The following is a 14,687-nucleotide window of genomic DNA, read 5'->3' as shown; positions in this document are numbered from 1 at the left end:
TTGGTTACTTTGGTGCTGACTGCAATGGGTTCGCCAAAAAATAGTGACGTAATCCCAAATGAATGGCTTGTGCCAGTTTTTCCTGATATTGATTGGAGGCTAACAACGTCTCTTCAGATAAGTGACTAATAAAGCCTGTTTCCACTAAAATGGACGGAATATCCGGCGAGCGCAAAACACCAAGGCTTGCATGTTCTGGTGTCCGCTTATGCAGGGAACCCATTTTAGATAACTGGTGCAATACTTGCGTGGCAACGTCATAGCCCACCCGCTGTGAATGCCCAAATTGCAAATCCAGCACGGCCTGGCTCAGATAAGGATCAGCGCCATTGGCGAGGACATCTCCCGCACCGCCCAATAATTCCGATTGTTTTTCATGCTGTTCCAGCCAATTCCCCAATTCGCTGTTTGCACGACGGTTGGAAAGCACCCAGACAGAAGCCCCTCTGGCACTGCGATTGGGGGCTGCATCGGCATGAATCGATACCAGCATATTGGCTTTATGTTTACGGGCAACCTCAGAACGCCCTGCCACAGAGATAAAATAATCGCCATTTCGCGTTAACACCGGTATAAACATGGGATCATTGCGCAAAAGGGCTTCCAATTTACGGGCAACACTAATAGTGACATTTTTTTCTTTCAGTCCTCGTTGGCCTATCGCACCCGGATCTTGTCCGCCATGCCCTGCGTCAATGGCAACGACAATCGGATGAGCCACTCTTCCCTGCCCAGATTGGGCCACCTGTTTTTTCACACCTTGCTCATGGTGATCTGATACGGGTTTAGACGCTTTTTCTGTCAGTTGAGCACCATTTGTAAGTAATCGCTTACTTTCATTTTTCAAGGTATGATGATTGGGTTCAAGTGAATTGATCGTGGTTCCATTGGCTTTCAGTGTCATCACCACTTGCGATTTATTACCGCTGTTTTTCACCGTAGGCGTGGCGATGGCCTTATGTGCCAATTCCAGGACTATCCGCTGATGATGTGCATCAGCCGGCTGGCTGGAACGCACAAGTTTTACCAGATCCTGGCCGGATAACCGCATCGGTAATCCAATCATTTTACTGGGTTGGCGAATATCGACCACCAACCGTTCAGGAGAATGCAACGAAAAGAACCGATAATCAGGATGCCCCCCCGTGAATTCCAGCGTCACTACAGCCTCAGATGCGCTATTCTTCACATGAATATTTGACAACGTCGCCGCCGATGCCGCTGTCATAACCCACTGGCTCAATATGAAAAACAAAATGCAGGCCATCACCCACTGGGCGCGCCATTTTTTTATCACATCCACAAAAAAGGCATTCATCATGGTCGGGTATTCCTTCATAAGGACTTCAAATTATCCAACAGACTTTCACCATATTGAGATAACGCAACAAAACGTGCCTGTCGCCCTTCACTGTCATAGCTCAGGTGCAGCTCAATATCTGCCTCAGGCAAAACGCCAGCCCCCTGCTGAGGCCACTCCACCAGACAAACAGCATCCTGATGGAAATAATCACGGATCCCCATAAATTCCAGCTCTTCAGGATCAGCCAGACGATAAAGATCGAAATGATAAACAGGCCGTGGTTGTAAAGCATAAGGCTCAACTAACGTATAAGTCGGGCTTTTCACATGCCCCTGATGGCCGAGAGCTTGCAGAAAACCACGGCTGAATGTGGTTTTTCCCGCGCCAAGATCGCCATACAAATAAATAACATAGCCGCGATCGCCAACTGCCGCCACTGCATTACCTAACGCAACGGTAGCTTCTTCATTTGGAAGTGATAAAACGAGTTCTTTCATCGAAAAATATCTATTTTAATTTAATGAATGAGAGACTAATCAGGTAGACAATCAGCTAAATAGCTAACCAATAACCATAACATAATTCAGATATTATCATTGAGTATCTTCTGTGCTGCCATAACAGCCATATACCGCATTTTTTGTATTCAATCTCCACTGTGTTAAGCTAACTCTCCTCTTTTCAGTAGTTATTTGATATTTCATGGTAACCCCTCTCGATCTGGATCTTCTGACAACAAACATCAAACAATGGGGCCTTTCCCTTGGCTTCCAGCAAGTCGGCATTTGTGACACCGATTTATCGGCAGAAGAGCCGAGATTACAGGCATGGCTTGATAAGCAATATCATGGCGAAATGGACTGGATGGCTCGTCACGGCATGATGCGCGCGCGCCCCCATGAACTTCTGCCAGGGACTTTGCGGGTTATCAGTGTACGCATGAATTACCTGCCCGCTAAAGCCGCGTTTGCCAGTACGCTTAACAATCCGCAAATGGGGTATATTAGCCGCTATTCGTTGGGCAGAGATTATCATAAACTGCTGCGTCAACGTCTTAAAAAACTGGGCGATAAAATCCAAGAATATTGTAGTGCTCATGAATATCAGGGAACGTTAAATTTCCGTCCTTTTGTCGATTCAGCCCCGATTATGGAACGTCCACTGGCAGCAAAAGCGGGGCTTGGATGGGTTGGTAAACACTCACTTATATTAAATCGTGAATCAGGTTCCTGGTTTTTCCTCGGTGAACTCCTGATTAACCTCCCCCTCCCCATTGATGCTCCACAAGAGGAGCAGTGCGGCCGCTGCGTGGCCTGCATGACAACGTGTCCAACCGGCGCCATTGTTGAGCCTTACACCATCGATGCCCGACGCTGTATCTCTTATCTGACCATTGAATTGGAAGGCGCCATTCCAGAAGAATTTCGCCCACTCATGGGCAACCGAATTTATGGTTGCGATGATTGCCAGCTTATTTGTCCCTGGAACCGATTTTCCCAATTAACAGATGAAGCTGATTTTAGCCCACGTGCAGCACTGCATGCCCCAGATTTGCTCGCGCTATTCCATTGGAGCGAGGAGAAGTTTCTGCGTATTACGGAAGGCTCGGCAATTCGCCGTATTGGGTATTTACGCTGGCTACGCAACATTTCTGTCGCCTTGGGCAATGCACCGTATCAAGATGACATCGTGTTAGCGCTGGAAAAAAGGCTCGGCTTAAGTGACGTTTTGGATGAACATATCCACTGGGCGATAGCCCAGCAAATGACCCGCCGGAATGCGAATGCCATTGAGGTGCAAACCTCACAACAAAAACGATTAATCAGGGCAATAACCAAAGGCTTACCCAGAGATGCATAATAATTAACCAAGCCAATTTTTGGAAAAAAAAGCCGTTCATTTCCTTGTGAATAAAATGAAAATACTTTGCTGATCAACTAACAAACGGGGAATAAATATTGATCATGTTATTTTTAAATTAGGTTAATTACTTTAACTAATCAATAAGTTAAGTTTGAGTTGTTGTTATGAACGATAAATCAAAAAAAACAAACGTAGAGAATCCTCCTGTGGATAACTCTGTGTAACAAATAGAGTATCATCAGGTGACTCAATAAGGTGATGATGTTAAAAACTGTGGATAAAAAAAACAAGAATTGAATTCTAGTCACGAACACCAGAAATCAGCAACGAAGTCATCGCCCACCCATCCATTCTAGATGCTAGTGGAGAAATTTTCCTCTGCCTCTTCAAAAATGAGGCGGCATTATGGACCTGTTGGGGCAGGATAGCAAGGGCTTTATCGACAATTAATTTTCGCTGGGGTTTGCAATCAATGCCAACATTTCCATGCGAGCATTTTCCCTTACTGGCCGGTTCTCCATGCTTTCAATTAACGCATTGTTATCTTATTCAACCAATGCCCTAATGCTTGCTTTGGAACACAATCTGAATGATTTACTAATGGAACCAAATTCATCTGCATGAGCTTTGCTCTCTTTGGATGAATTATTGTTGTCATTTTTATCGAGAGCAAAAGCCATTGGCCAATCCTATCTTAGGATGATCTGCAGATCAGGAGTTGTCGATCCTTGCTAATAAACATAATAAATACCATCATCAAAGTGGCAACAGAGATAACAGCAGCCACCAGAGAGATTGTATTCAATGGGAAGCCTGCATCAATCACCTTCCCTCCAATCCACGCCCCAATAGCATTACCAAGATTAAATGCACCGATATTCAGCGTTGAGGCATAATTTGCAGATTCCCCTGCCGTTCTGATGATTGAAACCTGCAAGAGCATGCCGACTGTGAAAGATAAACACCCCCAAATAGCCATATTGATTACAGCCGGATACCTGATATAACTTGTCCAATAGAAAGCAACAAGTGTTACAATTAAAATGCATAACGATAAGACCAAGGATTTGGTGAGATCCCAATCTGCAAGGCGTCCCCCAAGCAGCCCGCCAATAGTAATTCCAATACCACAGATCATCAAAGCAAGACTGGCAAATTTCGGTTCTACTTGAGTCACATCCTGAAGGACAGGAACAATATAAGTGAAGAAGGTAAACATACTTGCCGATGCCATCACGCTGGTTATTAACCCAATCCAAACGATAGGCCGCTTTAATCCAATCATACTATTTTCAGGCTTGCTAGACTTCGTGACTTTTCTAGACGGTACAAAAATAAATACCATAAATAAAGACAATAGGCCCAAGATCACTACACCTGTAAATGTTGTTCTCCAACCAAGCTCTAGACCAATATAAGAACCGGCTGGTACACCTAGGACGTTAGCCAAGGTCATGCCAGTGAGCATCAGGGTCATCGCCCTCCCTTCCTTACCGGGTGGTGCAATGCGTGATGCCAAAACTGCGGCTATACCAATAAAAGAAGCATGACTGAACGCTGTAAAAACACGAGCAATCAGTAATACTTCAAAACCAGACGCTAATTTACAGGCTAAGTTACCAACGATAAAAATAACCATAAGCATTAGAAGTGCTGTTTTTTCTTCTACTTTACGCAAGGCAAACGCAAACAAAGGACCACCGATCACAACACCAATGGCATAACCTGAAACAAGATACCCGGCGGTAGGTATAGAAATACTCAAATCCACTGAAATTTGGGGTAATAAACCCATAATAATAAATTCTGCTGTACCAATCGCAAAAGCAGAGATTGCCAATGCAAAAATTGGCCAGCTCATGATTTTATTACTACTCATAACACCTCCAATTAACGCCAAAAGGTTACATCAAAAAAGAGATCCACTATTCCTAATCTATTTCAATAGTGGATCTGCGTGTTTATAGTTCCTGACAGTTTTATGAAATTGAGTCAGTTTACCCTGCTAGTATTTATGGAAAAAGTAGGGTATATATCCAGTCTATGTTGCCGCAATTGTCCGTAATGGAGAAGAAATGATTGAATCTCTCGCCGCAATTTCAGTGTTTGTCCAAGTCGCAGAAATCAAAAGCTTTGTCGGTGCAGGTAGAGTATTAGGACTTACAGCATCTGCTGTTGGTAAACGAATATCGCGATTTGAAAAAGAACTTGGAATACAGCTATTTAATCGAACAACTCGAAGTATTTCGCTTACTCACGAAGGTAACGTATTGCTTGCAAGGAGCCGACGGATCCTAGACGAACTTAACGAGCTCCAATATGAACTCTCTAACTCTGCACAAGAACCTCAAGGACGTTTAAAGATAAGCCTTGCTCCAATCACCGATATTTTTTTAGATTACTTGTCCAAATTCAATGAACAATATCCAGACATTGAATTAGAACTAGATTATTCAGCTCGCAATGTTGATTTAGCCCAAGAAGCATTCGATGCTGCTATACGCGTCGGGTATATTCCAGATAATAATCTAAGATCACATCATTTAGGTAATTTCCGGCGTCTTATCGTTGCATCACCAATGTATTTAGAAAAAAATGAGATACCTATAACCCCCTCTGATTTGACAAACCATAAATTACTTCATTATCGTTCACCAAATACTGGAATTATTGAACCATGGTCAGTTGAGCTAACCCGAGAAACTCACCTTTCTACATCAATCGTGTGCAATGATTTAAACGCCCGTATCGATTTTGCTCTGAAAGGGTTAGGGATTGCATGTTTGCCTGATATTGCCATTCAACACTATTTAGACCAAAAATTGCTTATTCCAATATTGAATGATTACACTACCGATACAATTCAGATTCATGCTATTTGGTTACACTCGGCTCAATATTCAATGAGGAAAAAGGTCTTAATAAATTTCCTCAAGAACATAATAATTTAAGGGCTGTCCTAGATAAGGATTAAATCTTACCTTTAACTATTTGTTTTAAATTAGGCTGAGTTCCTTAATATAAATTAATAATATTGAATAGTGCTTATATGGATAAGGTGTTGTTAATAGCAGGATTATGCTCGACGACTAAAAAATGAACGCTCACGATCTCACACTGCAACATTAACCCAGCATGTAGAAATAACAAAAAATAGCGTAAAACCTGCTATGCCAATCACAAACATTTTCTTACGCCCATATTGATCAGCGAGTGCTCCTGCCGCCATCACAGCACTACCAAAACTTAAGGCAAATGCATTGATAACCCAAGATAGAGCAATTCCGCTTCCCCCCAGTTCAGTTTGGATCGCAGGTAATGCTACGGCTGGGCCAGTATATTCCAACGGTAAGTTCAGCCCAGCTATGCAAACAGCTATCAAGACCCAGTAACGATTCCAGGATTTCTTATCCACTATCTGCATGCCATATTCTCCACAATTTCTTGCAAAACATAATCTTTCGATTATTTGATTTTACTTATGTAAAATCAGCAATAATATTGCTATATACTCAAATATAAATTGTGGAAATAGCATGAATCATGATCTGACACTCTGGCAGCTCTTTTTTCGTATTGTCGAGAGAGGAAGCCTGACAACCGCCGGCACTTTGGCATATGAGCAAATGCGGCTCTTGCTGAATGAAATGGATGGAATATTGAGAGACATCAGCAATAAATCATTGGCTGGTAAAATAAAAATAACCGCTCCTGTCAATTTTGGGGAGCGTTATGCCACACAATGGCTAACACTTTTCCAGCATCAAAATCCTGACATCACATTCGATTTAGTACTTTCGGACAGTTGTTTGGATATCCGGCAAGAAGGCATTGACCTTGCCATACGTATCGGGGAGTTACCTGCTTCTCGTTTAGTCGCCAAAAAATTGGGTAATATGTTAGGGGTATTATGTGCCAGCCCCAGCTATCTGCTGAAACACGGCACGCCAAAACATCCACAAGATCTTAGTTATCATAAAGCTATCATTTATTCTCTTCACCAACATATATCTTCTACTCGACTGCAACTATTTCGCGCTCACGAAGTAAAACAAGTAGAGTTATCCGGTAACTTTTACCTGAATAATGTCGGTGCAATTTATCAGGCTGTTTGTCATGGTGTAGGAATTCATGCTGGTCCTGCTTGGCTATTCAATGAAGCTATTCAAAGTGGACAACTAATCAGATTATTACCTGATTGGCAGCTACCTGCATTACCTGTTCACCTGCTAAGAATGAAAAGCCACTATGTTCCCCATCGGATATCCGTATTAATGGATTGGATAGCGTTGTGTTGGCAAAAGGAAGCCAGTTTGCTCTCTTTGAATTGATGATTATTGTCCTTTTTATAAAAGGAAAGCAAAAACGGCCGACCACTTTATGTGTTTGATATACCAATATAAACGCAGGTATTTTTTATGGAAAAAGGATAAAAAAATGGAGGAAATTGGAGCGGGAAACGAGACTCGAACTCGCGACCCCAACCTTGGCAAGGTTGTGCTCTACCAACTGAGCTATTCCCGCGTCGCTGACAGCTAATCTTTTAGCTTAAGATACCTGAATGCCGATTCTGAATATCCGTTAACCACATGAGTTAAGAATAATTCTTTATAAACAGCATTCAAGAATGCGCGCCATTATGGACGTGTTCAGATAAGATGACAAGCCCTTTGCATTCACTTCCGTGTTAAACGCTCAAAAGATATTCGTCCGAGTTTGGCGCAATAAATCCATGCCATAACCCCAATCATTATCTGGTATACCAAGCACCAGAGAGTTAACATTAAATAAACAACTAACCAACATCTAATAAGATTTATGCTTGTCCTAACGGTTTTGTGGCAATAGATTAACAACGACTTTGGTCGTTACTCAGATGATTATTCTCTTGAGAGAGGGTCAGAAACATGGCTCGATATTGTAAATCTAAATTTGTTACGGGCACTGAAGCGCTGGTTGACCTTCTACTCGCTCAAGCTGAGTGGGATGAAATCCATAATCTCAACACAGCGGGGTTCGTTTCAGGTTATCGAGGCTCTCCTTTAGCTCGTTTAGATCAAACACTATGGCAACACAGCAAAGAACTTATCCAAGCTAACATTCGCTTTCAGCCTGCCGTCAATGAAGATCTCGCAGCCGATACGCTGATCGGAACACAAAAAGTCGAAACCGATCCAGACCGACAGGTTAACGGCGTTTTTGGTATGTGGTACGGCAAAGGGCCGGGCGTCGATCGCTCCGGTGATGCACTCAAACATGGTAATGCTTACGGCTCCTCTCCACACGGTGGCGTACTGGTGATCGCCGGAGACGATCACGGTTGCGTCTCTTCTTCCATGTCCCACCAATCTGATCTCGCGATGATGGCTTGGAGTATGCCAGTTTTGCACCCAGCATCCGTTGCCGATTACCTTGATGTCGGTTTATGGGGCTGGGCGGCATCACGTATCAGTGGTGCATGGTTTGGCTTTAAGGCAATCAGTGAAGTCGTGGAAAGTGGTGCCATCAGAGAAAGTAAACCATTCCCTGAGTATAAAATTCCCCAGGTTGATCCTGGGCCAGATGGGCTGCACTGGCGCTGGCCTGATCTCCCTGGCCCACAAATTGAAAAGCGCCTGGCCTATAAACTTAAAGCCGTCGAAGCGTTCGCGAAACTTAACCCCATTGATTACCTGCTCGCCCCTTGCGAACATCCACACGCTTTATTGGTCACGGTTGGCAAGGCCCATCAGGATGTTATGGAAGCCTTGCGAGTTGGGGGAGAGACACCTTTTGAACTGGCGCAACAAGGGATTGCCTTTCTCCATGTCCGCTTGGTTTATCCTTTATCACCGCTGCTCAGCGAGCTTGCTACCCAAGTCAGTCATATTTTTGTGATTGAAGAAAAAGCGGCAATCGTTGAGATGCTGCTGGCTCATCAATTGGTTAAATTACAAAAAAGTATCAATCTGGTCGGTAAGCATAACCATCTTGGTCAGAAGTGGTTACCCACTGATATTGAACTCCGCCCTTCGCGGGTTGCTGCCCCACTTTCTGCATGGTTACAGCAATTCAATGTATTTCTCCCCGTGCCACCGGAGTGGTCAATATCAACCATTCAGCACGATGCAACTTTACCTAAACGCACCCCTTATTTCTGCGCGGGATGCCCCCATAGCACGTCAACACGCTTACCCGACGGCAGCCAAGCCCAGATTGGTATTGGATGCCATGTCATGGCCGCGTGGATGGATCGCAATACGGGAAACGGCCTCTTGCCAATGGGGGGAGAAGGTGTCGACTGGATAGGACATGCTCCGTTTGTGAATCGCTCCCACGTTTTTCAAAATCTGGGGGATGGCACCTATTTTCATTCTGGTCACTTAGCCATTCGCCAATCAGTTGCCGCAGGAAGCCACATTACTTACAAATTGCTGTTCAATGATGCCGTGGCAATGACAGGCGGGCAGCCACTGGATGGAAATATCACCCTAGCGCAAATTGTTTCTCTGATGCTGGCGGAAGGGGTGAAAGAAGTGGTTGTCGTCACGGATGACATAAATAAATATAAAAATCGCCTTCCTGCCCATGTGAAACTCTATGGGCGAGATTATCTGGAAGATGTGCAGAAACGTCTTCGGGACATCGTTGGCGTCACCGTGCTCATCTACGATCAAACCTGTGCGACAGAACTCCGTCGTAAAAGAAAACGTGGCTTAACGCCAAAAGTCATGCGCCGTGCTGTCATTAATGAATCGGTTTGTGAAGGATGTGGGGATTGCCAAATACAATCAAATTGCCTTGCCGTCATTCCGGTCAAAACACCTTTCGGTACTAAGCGCAAAATAGACCAACACGTTTGTAACTCAGATCTGTCCTGTCTGAAAGGGTTTTGCCCCAGCTTTATCACTGTCGAAAATGCCACCCCACGCGTCGATCTCAGCAAAATCATCCCACAAGCTGAATTAGATAACATTATCCACAAGCTACCGCAGCCAACGCTGGCTTCTGCCGAAACACCTTACGAAATCCTCTTCGTCGGGATCGGTGGTACAGGTATCGTGACCGCAGGGCATCTGCTTGCAAATGCCGCACAGTTAGATAACAGCTTCGTCAGTCTGCTCAATTTTACTGGATTTGCCCAAAAAGGGGGGGAAGCTATAACCCATGTTCGGTTATGCCATGATAAGGATAAACTGCATCAGGTCAGGATTGATCGCGGGCGCGCTAATCTGGTTATCGCCGCTGATTTAGTCGCTGCAACAGGGCAAAACTCACTGGAAGTCATGTCGAGGGGGCTGACAAAATGCATTCTGAACACGCATGAAACACAAATCGGCACGATGCTTCACGCCCCCATGTTGGATTTAGATCAGCCCAAAATGCTCGATACTCTGAACCAACACACTCAGACATTACGCGCCATTGATGCAGAAATGATAGCTGCCCATCTGGTTGGCGACAGAAACCAAACCAATATCATCTTAATAGGTTATGCCTGGCAACTCGGTAAACTCCCAATCACATTATCTTCCATCGACAATGCCATGCAAGCATTGGGAACTTCGGCAGATAATGCTCGACGGGCTTTCTGTTTAGGCCGCATCGCGGCAGCACAACCTGATATTTTACAAAAACACCTCAATATTATGCCGCCGGAAAAGATAAGAAGCCTGGACGATCTCATTATGCATCGGTATCAATGTCTGGTTGATTATCAAAATGAAAGATATGCGATGCGTTATCTCAGTCGCATTGCCCAAGTTCAAATGGTCGCCCAGCAGATCGATGCAGAAGAAATAACCAAATCTGTTGCTAAAAACCTGTTCAAGTTAATGGCGTATAAAGATGAATATGAAGTTGCCCGACTCTACGTCAAAACCGGTTTTTTCGATAACCTCCGCTCGCAATTTGATAAGACAGATACGCTTCGTTTTCACCTTAGCCTGCCCCTCTTCAATCGCAAAGATCCCCGTACAGGCCAACGAGGAAAAAGGGAATACGGTTCGTGGATCATTCCTGTATTCCGCTTTCTTGCTGCATCTAAATCACTGCGTGGTACTGTTTTCGATATTTTTGGCTATCAGGAAGAGCGTAAACAGGAAAGACATTTGCTGCTTGAGTATGAGCGATTAATTGATTTTTTGATCGAAAAAATGGATCGCGATAACCTGGCAATTTGCCTGCAACTCGCAGAGCTACCGGATCAAGTGCGTGGTTTTGGTCATGTGAAGCAAAAAGCGATGAAACGCATGATGGAGAGTAAAGACGAGTTATTGAAAACGCTATAAAAATAATTTAATGACAACAAAAAAGCGCCTAAAGGCGCTTTTTCTTTTTTCTCTGACTTGCAGACTTTTCTGATATCTACCGTCTTGAATTTGGAGCGGGAAACGAGACTCGAACTCGCGACCCCAACCTTGGCAAGGTTGTGCTCTACCAACTGAGCTATTCCCGCATTTTTTATGACTTATGCTAAGTCTGGATTGATATGCCTGAAACAAATTTTAATTTGGAGCGGGAAACGAGACTCGAACTCGCGACCCCAACCTTGGCAAGGTTGTGCTCTACCAACTGAGCTATTCCCGCATAAATTCTGGCATGTCGTACGGTTGAAATTCTTCACCGGTACGGGGAGCGCATTATACGAGAAATTATTTCTCTGACAAGTCCCACAACCCAAAAAATTGTATTTTTTCTCTGATTGATGATTAAACCAGCAAACGCCCCGCTTAACCATCAACCCAGAGATTAATTTACGTACAATCCTTGCCTCAAACACCGCTCTTTATTTTTGAATAAAGTGCTCACGGTAATACACCAATTCAGCAATGGATTCCCGAATATCATCCAATGCCTGATGGGTATTTTTCTTACTCAATCCTGACAACATCTCAGGTTTCCAACGGCGAGCCAGTTCTTTCAGCGTACTGACATCCAGATAACGGTAGTGAAAATATTTTTCCAACTCAGGCATATAACGAAACAGGAAACGACGATCTTGCCCCACACTATTGCCACAAATGGGGGATTTTCCTGCCGGCACCCATTGTTCTAAAAAAGCAATGGTGGCTTTTTCCGCTTGCACATCATTAAACTGGCTTTGCTTGACGCGTTCTATCAATCCACTGCCGGTATGCGTTCGCACGTTCCAATCATCCATCAATGCCAATTGCTCATCCGACTGGTGAACCGCAATCACAGGCCCTTCTGCAAGGATATTCAATTCCGAATCGGTGACAATAGTCGCAATTTCAATTATGCGATCGCGCTCTGGATCTAAGCCAGTCATCTCTAAATCTATCCAGATAAGATTGTTCTCACTTTTTGACATGATATATCCTAGTTTCCTTCAAAAGAGGTAGTCTGTATCTTGGTGCATCATAACGTTTTTGATCACTCACAGCGATGATCAACAAGAACGATGAAAAATAAACGAAAGATAAGTGAGGTTCAGTGGCTAAAGGTAAACTCTCCAAAGGGCAACAACGCCGTGTGCAAGCCAATCACCAGCGCAAGCTGAATAAGGCTGATGCCAAAAATCTAGAAATAGATGACAGCCAGTTTGGTGAACCACAGGAAGGTCTGGTGATCAGTCGGTTCGGACAACATGCCGATATTGAAGCCGCAGATTCTTCCATCCAGCGTTGCAATATCCGTAGAACAATAAGCTCACTGGTCACTGGTGATCGCGTTGTATGGCGCCCTGCGCTGCAACGCCAGTCTGATGTCAAAGTGAATGGTATCGTTGAAGCGGTTCACGAACGTACTTCCGTTCTGACACGCCCGGACTACTATGATGGCATCAAACCCATTGCATCAAATATCAACCAAATCGTGATTGTTTCCGCCATATTGCCTGAACTCTCGCTAAATATTATCGATCGCTATTTAGTGGCATGTGAAACACTCAATATCGAGCCTTTGATCGTACTGAATAAAATCGATATGTTGGATGCCGAAAGCCGTGAATGGGTCAACGATGTCATGGGTATCTACCGTCATATCGGCTATCGCGTACTGGAAGTTTCTAGCTATACCGGCGAGGGTATCTCTGAATTCACCGCGATGCTGGCTAACAAAGTCAGTATCTTTGCCGGGCAATCTGGCGTCGGGAAATCCAGCTTGCTCAATACGCTACTGCCTGACATTAAGGACGGTATTTTAGTCAATAATGTCTCAGATAATTCGGGTCTTGGTCAGCATACCACCACTGCCTCACGCCTTTACCATTTCCCGCAGGGTGGGGATGTGATCGACTCTCCAGGTGTCCGTGAGTTTGGGCTGTGGCATCTAACACCAGAACAGGTGACGCAAGGTTTTATCGAATTTCGTGAATATCTGGGGGAATGCAAGTTCCGTGACTGCAAGCATCTGGATGATCCTGGATGTGCCTTAAGGAAAGCGTTGGAACAAGGCAATATCGCTCAAGAACGCTTCGAAAATTACCACCGAATTCTGGAAAGTATGGTGCAGGTTAAACCACGCCGAAATTTCACAAGCAATCAAAAATAAGACAATAATTAACGATACCCTGACATTCAAAATAATGGCAGGTACAATAGTCGACTTTTGTCCAATTTGCCAAGAAAAGATCCAAGAGGTTGACGTGCTGGATAACTTTAAAATTCGTCTCCAATATTTACTACCAAAACAATGCATTACAAACATAGCAGGCTGGTTTGCTAATAAAAAAGCCGGCTGGATAACACAGCTTGCAATCAAGGCATTCGCCAAAGCCTATAACGTGGATATGAATGAAGCCAAAGATCCTTCATTCACGGCTTATGCAACATTCAATGAATTTTTTGTTCGTCCGCTTAAAGAAGGTGTACGTCCTGTCGCCAATGAAACCCATCAATTGGCTCTGCCAGCAGACGGCACGGTAAGCCAGCTTGGGCCAATCCGCGAAGATCAGATTATTCAGGCCAAAGGTCACTATTACACCCTAGAAGCACTGCTGGCAGGACAGTATCAACTTGCCGAACAGTTCCGAAATGGTCAATTTATCACGACTTACTTATCGCCAAGGGATTACCACCGCGTCCACATGCCGTGTGATGGTGTGCTCAAGGAAATGATCTACGTCCCTGGCGATCTGTTCTCAGTTAACCCACTGACGGCCGCCAATGTGCCAAACTTATTTGCACGTAATGAACGCGTCATCTGTTTATTTGAGACAACCTTCGGTCCAATGGTACAAATTCTGGTTGGTGCTACCATTGTGGGTAGTATTGAAACTGTCTGGAGTGGCTGTGTCACACCTCCGCGTGAAGGCATCATCCAGCGCTGGACCTATCCGACAGAAGGTGAAGGGGTCATCTCCCTCAAAAAAGGAGAGGAAATGGGACGCTTCAAGCTAGGTTCAACCGTAATCAACCTGTTTACTGCCGATCAAATTAATTTTGCCAACAACTTATACAGTGGTTCCTCAACCCTTATGGGAGCCATGATGGCGCAAGCTATCACATCAGAAGAAGAAACAGTAAATACCGATGAATCAATGAATTAAAGATATCATCAACTTATTTATCACCAAGGA

At 44.3% G+C, this 14,687-nt stretch carries 11 protein-coding genes and 3 tRNA genes; 6 read left to right on the top strand and 8 right to left on the bottom strand.

The genetic code is table 11. The annotated features are described in order from the left end of the window. Positions 1-4 precede the first annotated feature (4 nt). Both amiB and tsaE read right to left on the bottom strand, forming a co-directional pair. Positions 5-1,321 carry an N-acetylmuramoyl-L-alanine amidase AmiB gene (gene amiB / locus Xkoz_RS02025; RefSeq protein ID WP_244183372.1) on the bottom strand — a complete coding sequence of 439 codons (1,317 nt, stop codon included), beginning with the start codon at positions 1,319-1,321 and terminating at the stop codon, positions 5-7. Between the two features lie 14 nt (positions 1,322-1,335). After that, positions 1,336-1,800 (bottom strand): tRNA (adenosine(37)-N6)-threonylcarbamoyltransferase complex ATPase subunit type 1 TsaE, encoded by a 465-nt coding sequence (gene tsaE / locus Xkoz_RS02020; RefSeq protein ID WP_099140513.1) that lies wholly within the window; start codon positions 1,798-1,800, stop codon positions 1,336-1,338. 205 nt (positions 1,801-2,005) lie between these two features. On the opposite strand from tsaE, the gene queG reads away from it, so the two are divergent. Further along, positions 2,006-3,163, top strand: coding sequence for a tRNA epoxyqueuosine(34) reductase QueG (queG, locus tag Xkoz_RS02015; protein WP_099140512.1), 1,158 nt, complete (start codon positions 2,006-2,008; stop codon positions 3,161-3,163). Positions 3,164-3,860: 697 nt separating this feature from the next. On the opposite strand, the gene Xkoz_RS02010 is transcribed toward queG, so the two are convergent. Further along, positions 3,861-5,045: an MFS transporter gene (locus Xkoz_RS02010; RefSeq protein ID WP_208615193.1), complete on the bottom strand. Its 1,185-nt coding sequence runs from the start codon at positions 5,043-5,045 to the stop codon at positions 3,861-3,863. Positions 5,046-5,241: 196 nt separating this feature from the next. Between Xkoz_RS02010 and Xkoz_RS02005 the strand changes: the two genes are divergently transcribed. Continuing rightward, positions 5,242-6,117 (top strand): LysR family transcriptional regulator, encoded by an 876-nt coding sequence (locus tag Xkoz_RS02005; RefSeq protein ID WP_099140511.1) that lies wholly within the window; start codon positions 5,242-5,244, stop codon positions 6,115-6,117. Positions 6,118-6,278: 161 nt separating this feature from the next. On the opposite strand, the gene Xkoz_RS02000 is transcribed toward Xkoz_RS02005, so the two are convergent. Further along, positions 6,279-6,590 carry an MFS transporter gene (locus Xkoz_RS02000; protein ID WP_244183371.1) on the bottom strand — a complete coding sequence of 104 codons (312 nt, stop codon included), beginning with the start codon at positions 6,588-6,590 and terminating at the stop codon, positions 6,279-6,281. A gap of 112 nt (positions 6,591-6,702) precedes the next feature. Here Xkoz_RS02000 and Xkoz_RS01995 point away from each other — a divergent pair, with 112 nt between their 5' ends. Continuing rightward, positions 6,703-7,497: a substrate binding domain-containing protein gene (locus Xkoz_RS01995; protein WP_099140510.1), complete on the top strand. Its 795-nt coding sequence runs from the start codon at positions 6,703-6,705 to the stop codon at positions 7,495-7,497. A gap of 117 nt (positions 7,498-7,614) precedes the next feature. Here Xkoz_RS01995 and Xkoz_RS01990 read toward each other — a convergent pair. Next, positions 7,615-7,690: transfer RNA gene (locus Xkoz_RS01990), tRNA-Gly, on the bottom strand. A gap of 383 nt (positions 7,691-8,073) precedes the next feature. Here Xkoz_RS01990 and Xkoz_RS01985 point away from each other — a divergent pair. Further along, the gene (locus Xkoz_RS01985; RefSeq protein WP_099140509.1) at positions 8,074-11,436 is read left to right on the top strand and encodes an indolepyruvate ferredoxin oxidoreductase family protein; all 3,363 of its coding nucleotides are present in this window, start codon (positions 8,074-8,076) and stop codon (positions 11,434-11,436) included. 91 nt (positions 11,437-11,527) lie between these two features. Here Xkoz_RS01985 and Xkoz_RS01980 read toward each other — a convergent pair. The 3 genes from Xkoz_RS01980 to orn form a co-directional block, all read right to left on the bottom strand. After that, a tRNA-Gly gene (locus Xkoz_RS01980) sits at positions 11,528-11,603 on the bottom strand. A gap of 55 nt (positions 11,604-11,658) precedes the next feature. Then, positions 11,659-11,734 (bottom strand) — tRNA-Gly (locus Xkoz_RS01975). A 199-nt stretch (positions 11,735-11,933) separates the two neighbouring features. Further along, positions 11,934-12,479, bottom strand: coding sequence for an oligoribonuclease (gene orn / locus Xkoz_RS01970; protein WP_099140508.1), 546 nt, complete (start codon positions 12,477-12,479; stop codon positions 11,934-11,936). A gap of 122 nt (positions 12,480-12,601) precedes the next feature. On the opposite strand from orn, the gene rsgA reads away from it, so the two are divergent. Both rsgA and asd read left to right on the top strand, forming a co-directional pair. Next, positions 12,602-13,660: a small ribosomal subunit biogenesis GTPase RsgA gene (gene rsgA, locus Xkoz_RS01965; RefSeq protein WP_099140507.1), complete on the top strand. Its 1,059-nt coding sequence runs from the start codon at positions 12,602-12,604 to the stop codon at positions 13,658-13,660. Positions 13,661-13,694: 34 nt separating this feature from the next. Then, positions 13,695-14,657 (top strand): archaetidylserine decarboxylase, encoded by a 963-nt coding sequence (asd, locus tag Xkoz_RS01960; RefSeq protein WP_099140506.1) that lies wholly within the window; start codon positions 13,695-13,697, stop codon positions 14,655-14,657. Positions 14,658-14,687 lie beyond the last annotated feature (30 nt).

This window comes from Xenorhabdus kozodoii (genome assembly GCF_002632875.1).
GTDB lineage: Bacteria > Pseudomonadota > Gammaproteobacteria > Enterobacterales > Enterobacteriaceae > Xenorhabdus > Xenorhabdus kozodoii.
The sequence above is the reverse complement of the archived record's forward strand: the minus strand, read 5'-3'. Positions and strand labels throughout refer to the sequence as shown.

Excerpts from the sequence above, each read along its gene's own strand:
- orn (WP_099140508.1), bottom strand. The coding sequence starts at position 12,479 with ATGTCAAAAAGTGAGAACAATCTTATCTGGATAGATTTAGAGATGACT.
- Xkoz_RS02010 (WP_208615193.1), bottom strand. The coding sequence starts at position 5,045 with ATGAGTAGTAATAAAATCATGAGCTGGCCAATTTTTGCATTGGCAATC.
- Xkoz_RS01995 (WP_099140510.1), top strand. The coding sequence starts at position 6,703 with ATGAATCATGATCTGACACTCTGGCAGCTCTTTTTTCGTATTGTCGAG.
- tsaE (WP_099140513.1), bottom strand. The coding sequence starts at position 1,800 with ATGAAAGAACTCGTTTTATCACTTCCAAATGAAGAAGCTACCGTTGCG.
- Xkoz_RS01985 (WP_099140509.1), top strand. The coding sequence starts at position 8,074 with ATGGCTCGATATTGTAAATCTAAATTTGTTACGGGCACTGAAGCGCTG.
- amiB (WP_244183372.1), bottom strand. The coding sequence starts at position 1,321 with ATGATGAATGCCTTTTTTGTGGATGTGATAAAAAAATGGCGCGCCCAG.
- Xkoz_RS02005 (WP_099140511.1), top strand. The coding sequence starts at position 5,242 with ATGATTGAATCTCTCGCCGCAATTTCAGTGTTTGTCCAAGTCGCAGAA.
- queG (WP_099140512.1), top strand. The coding sequence starts at position 2,006 with ATGGTAACCCCTCTCGATCTGGATCTTCTGACAACAAACATCAAACAA.
- asd (WP_099140506.1), top strand. The coding sequence starts at position 13,695 with ATGGCAGGTACAATAGTCGACTTTTGTCCAATTTGCCAAGAAAAGATC.
- Xkoz_RS02000 (WP_244183371.1), bottom strand. The coding sequence starts at position 6,590 with ATGCAGATAGTGGATAAGAAATCCTGGAATCGTTACTGGGTCTTGATA.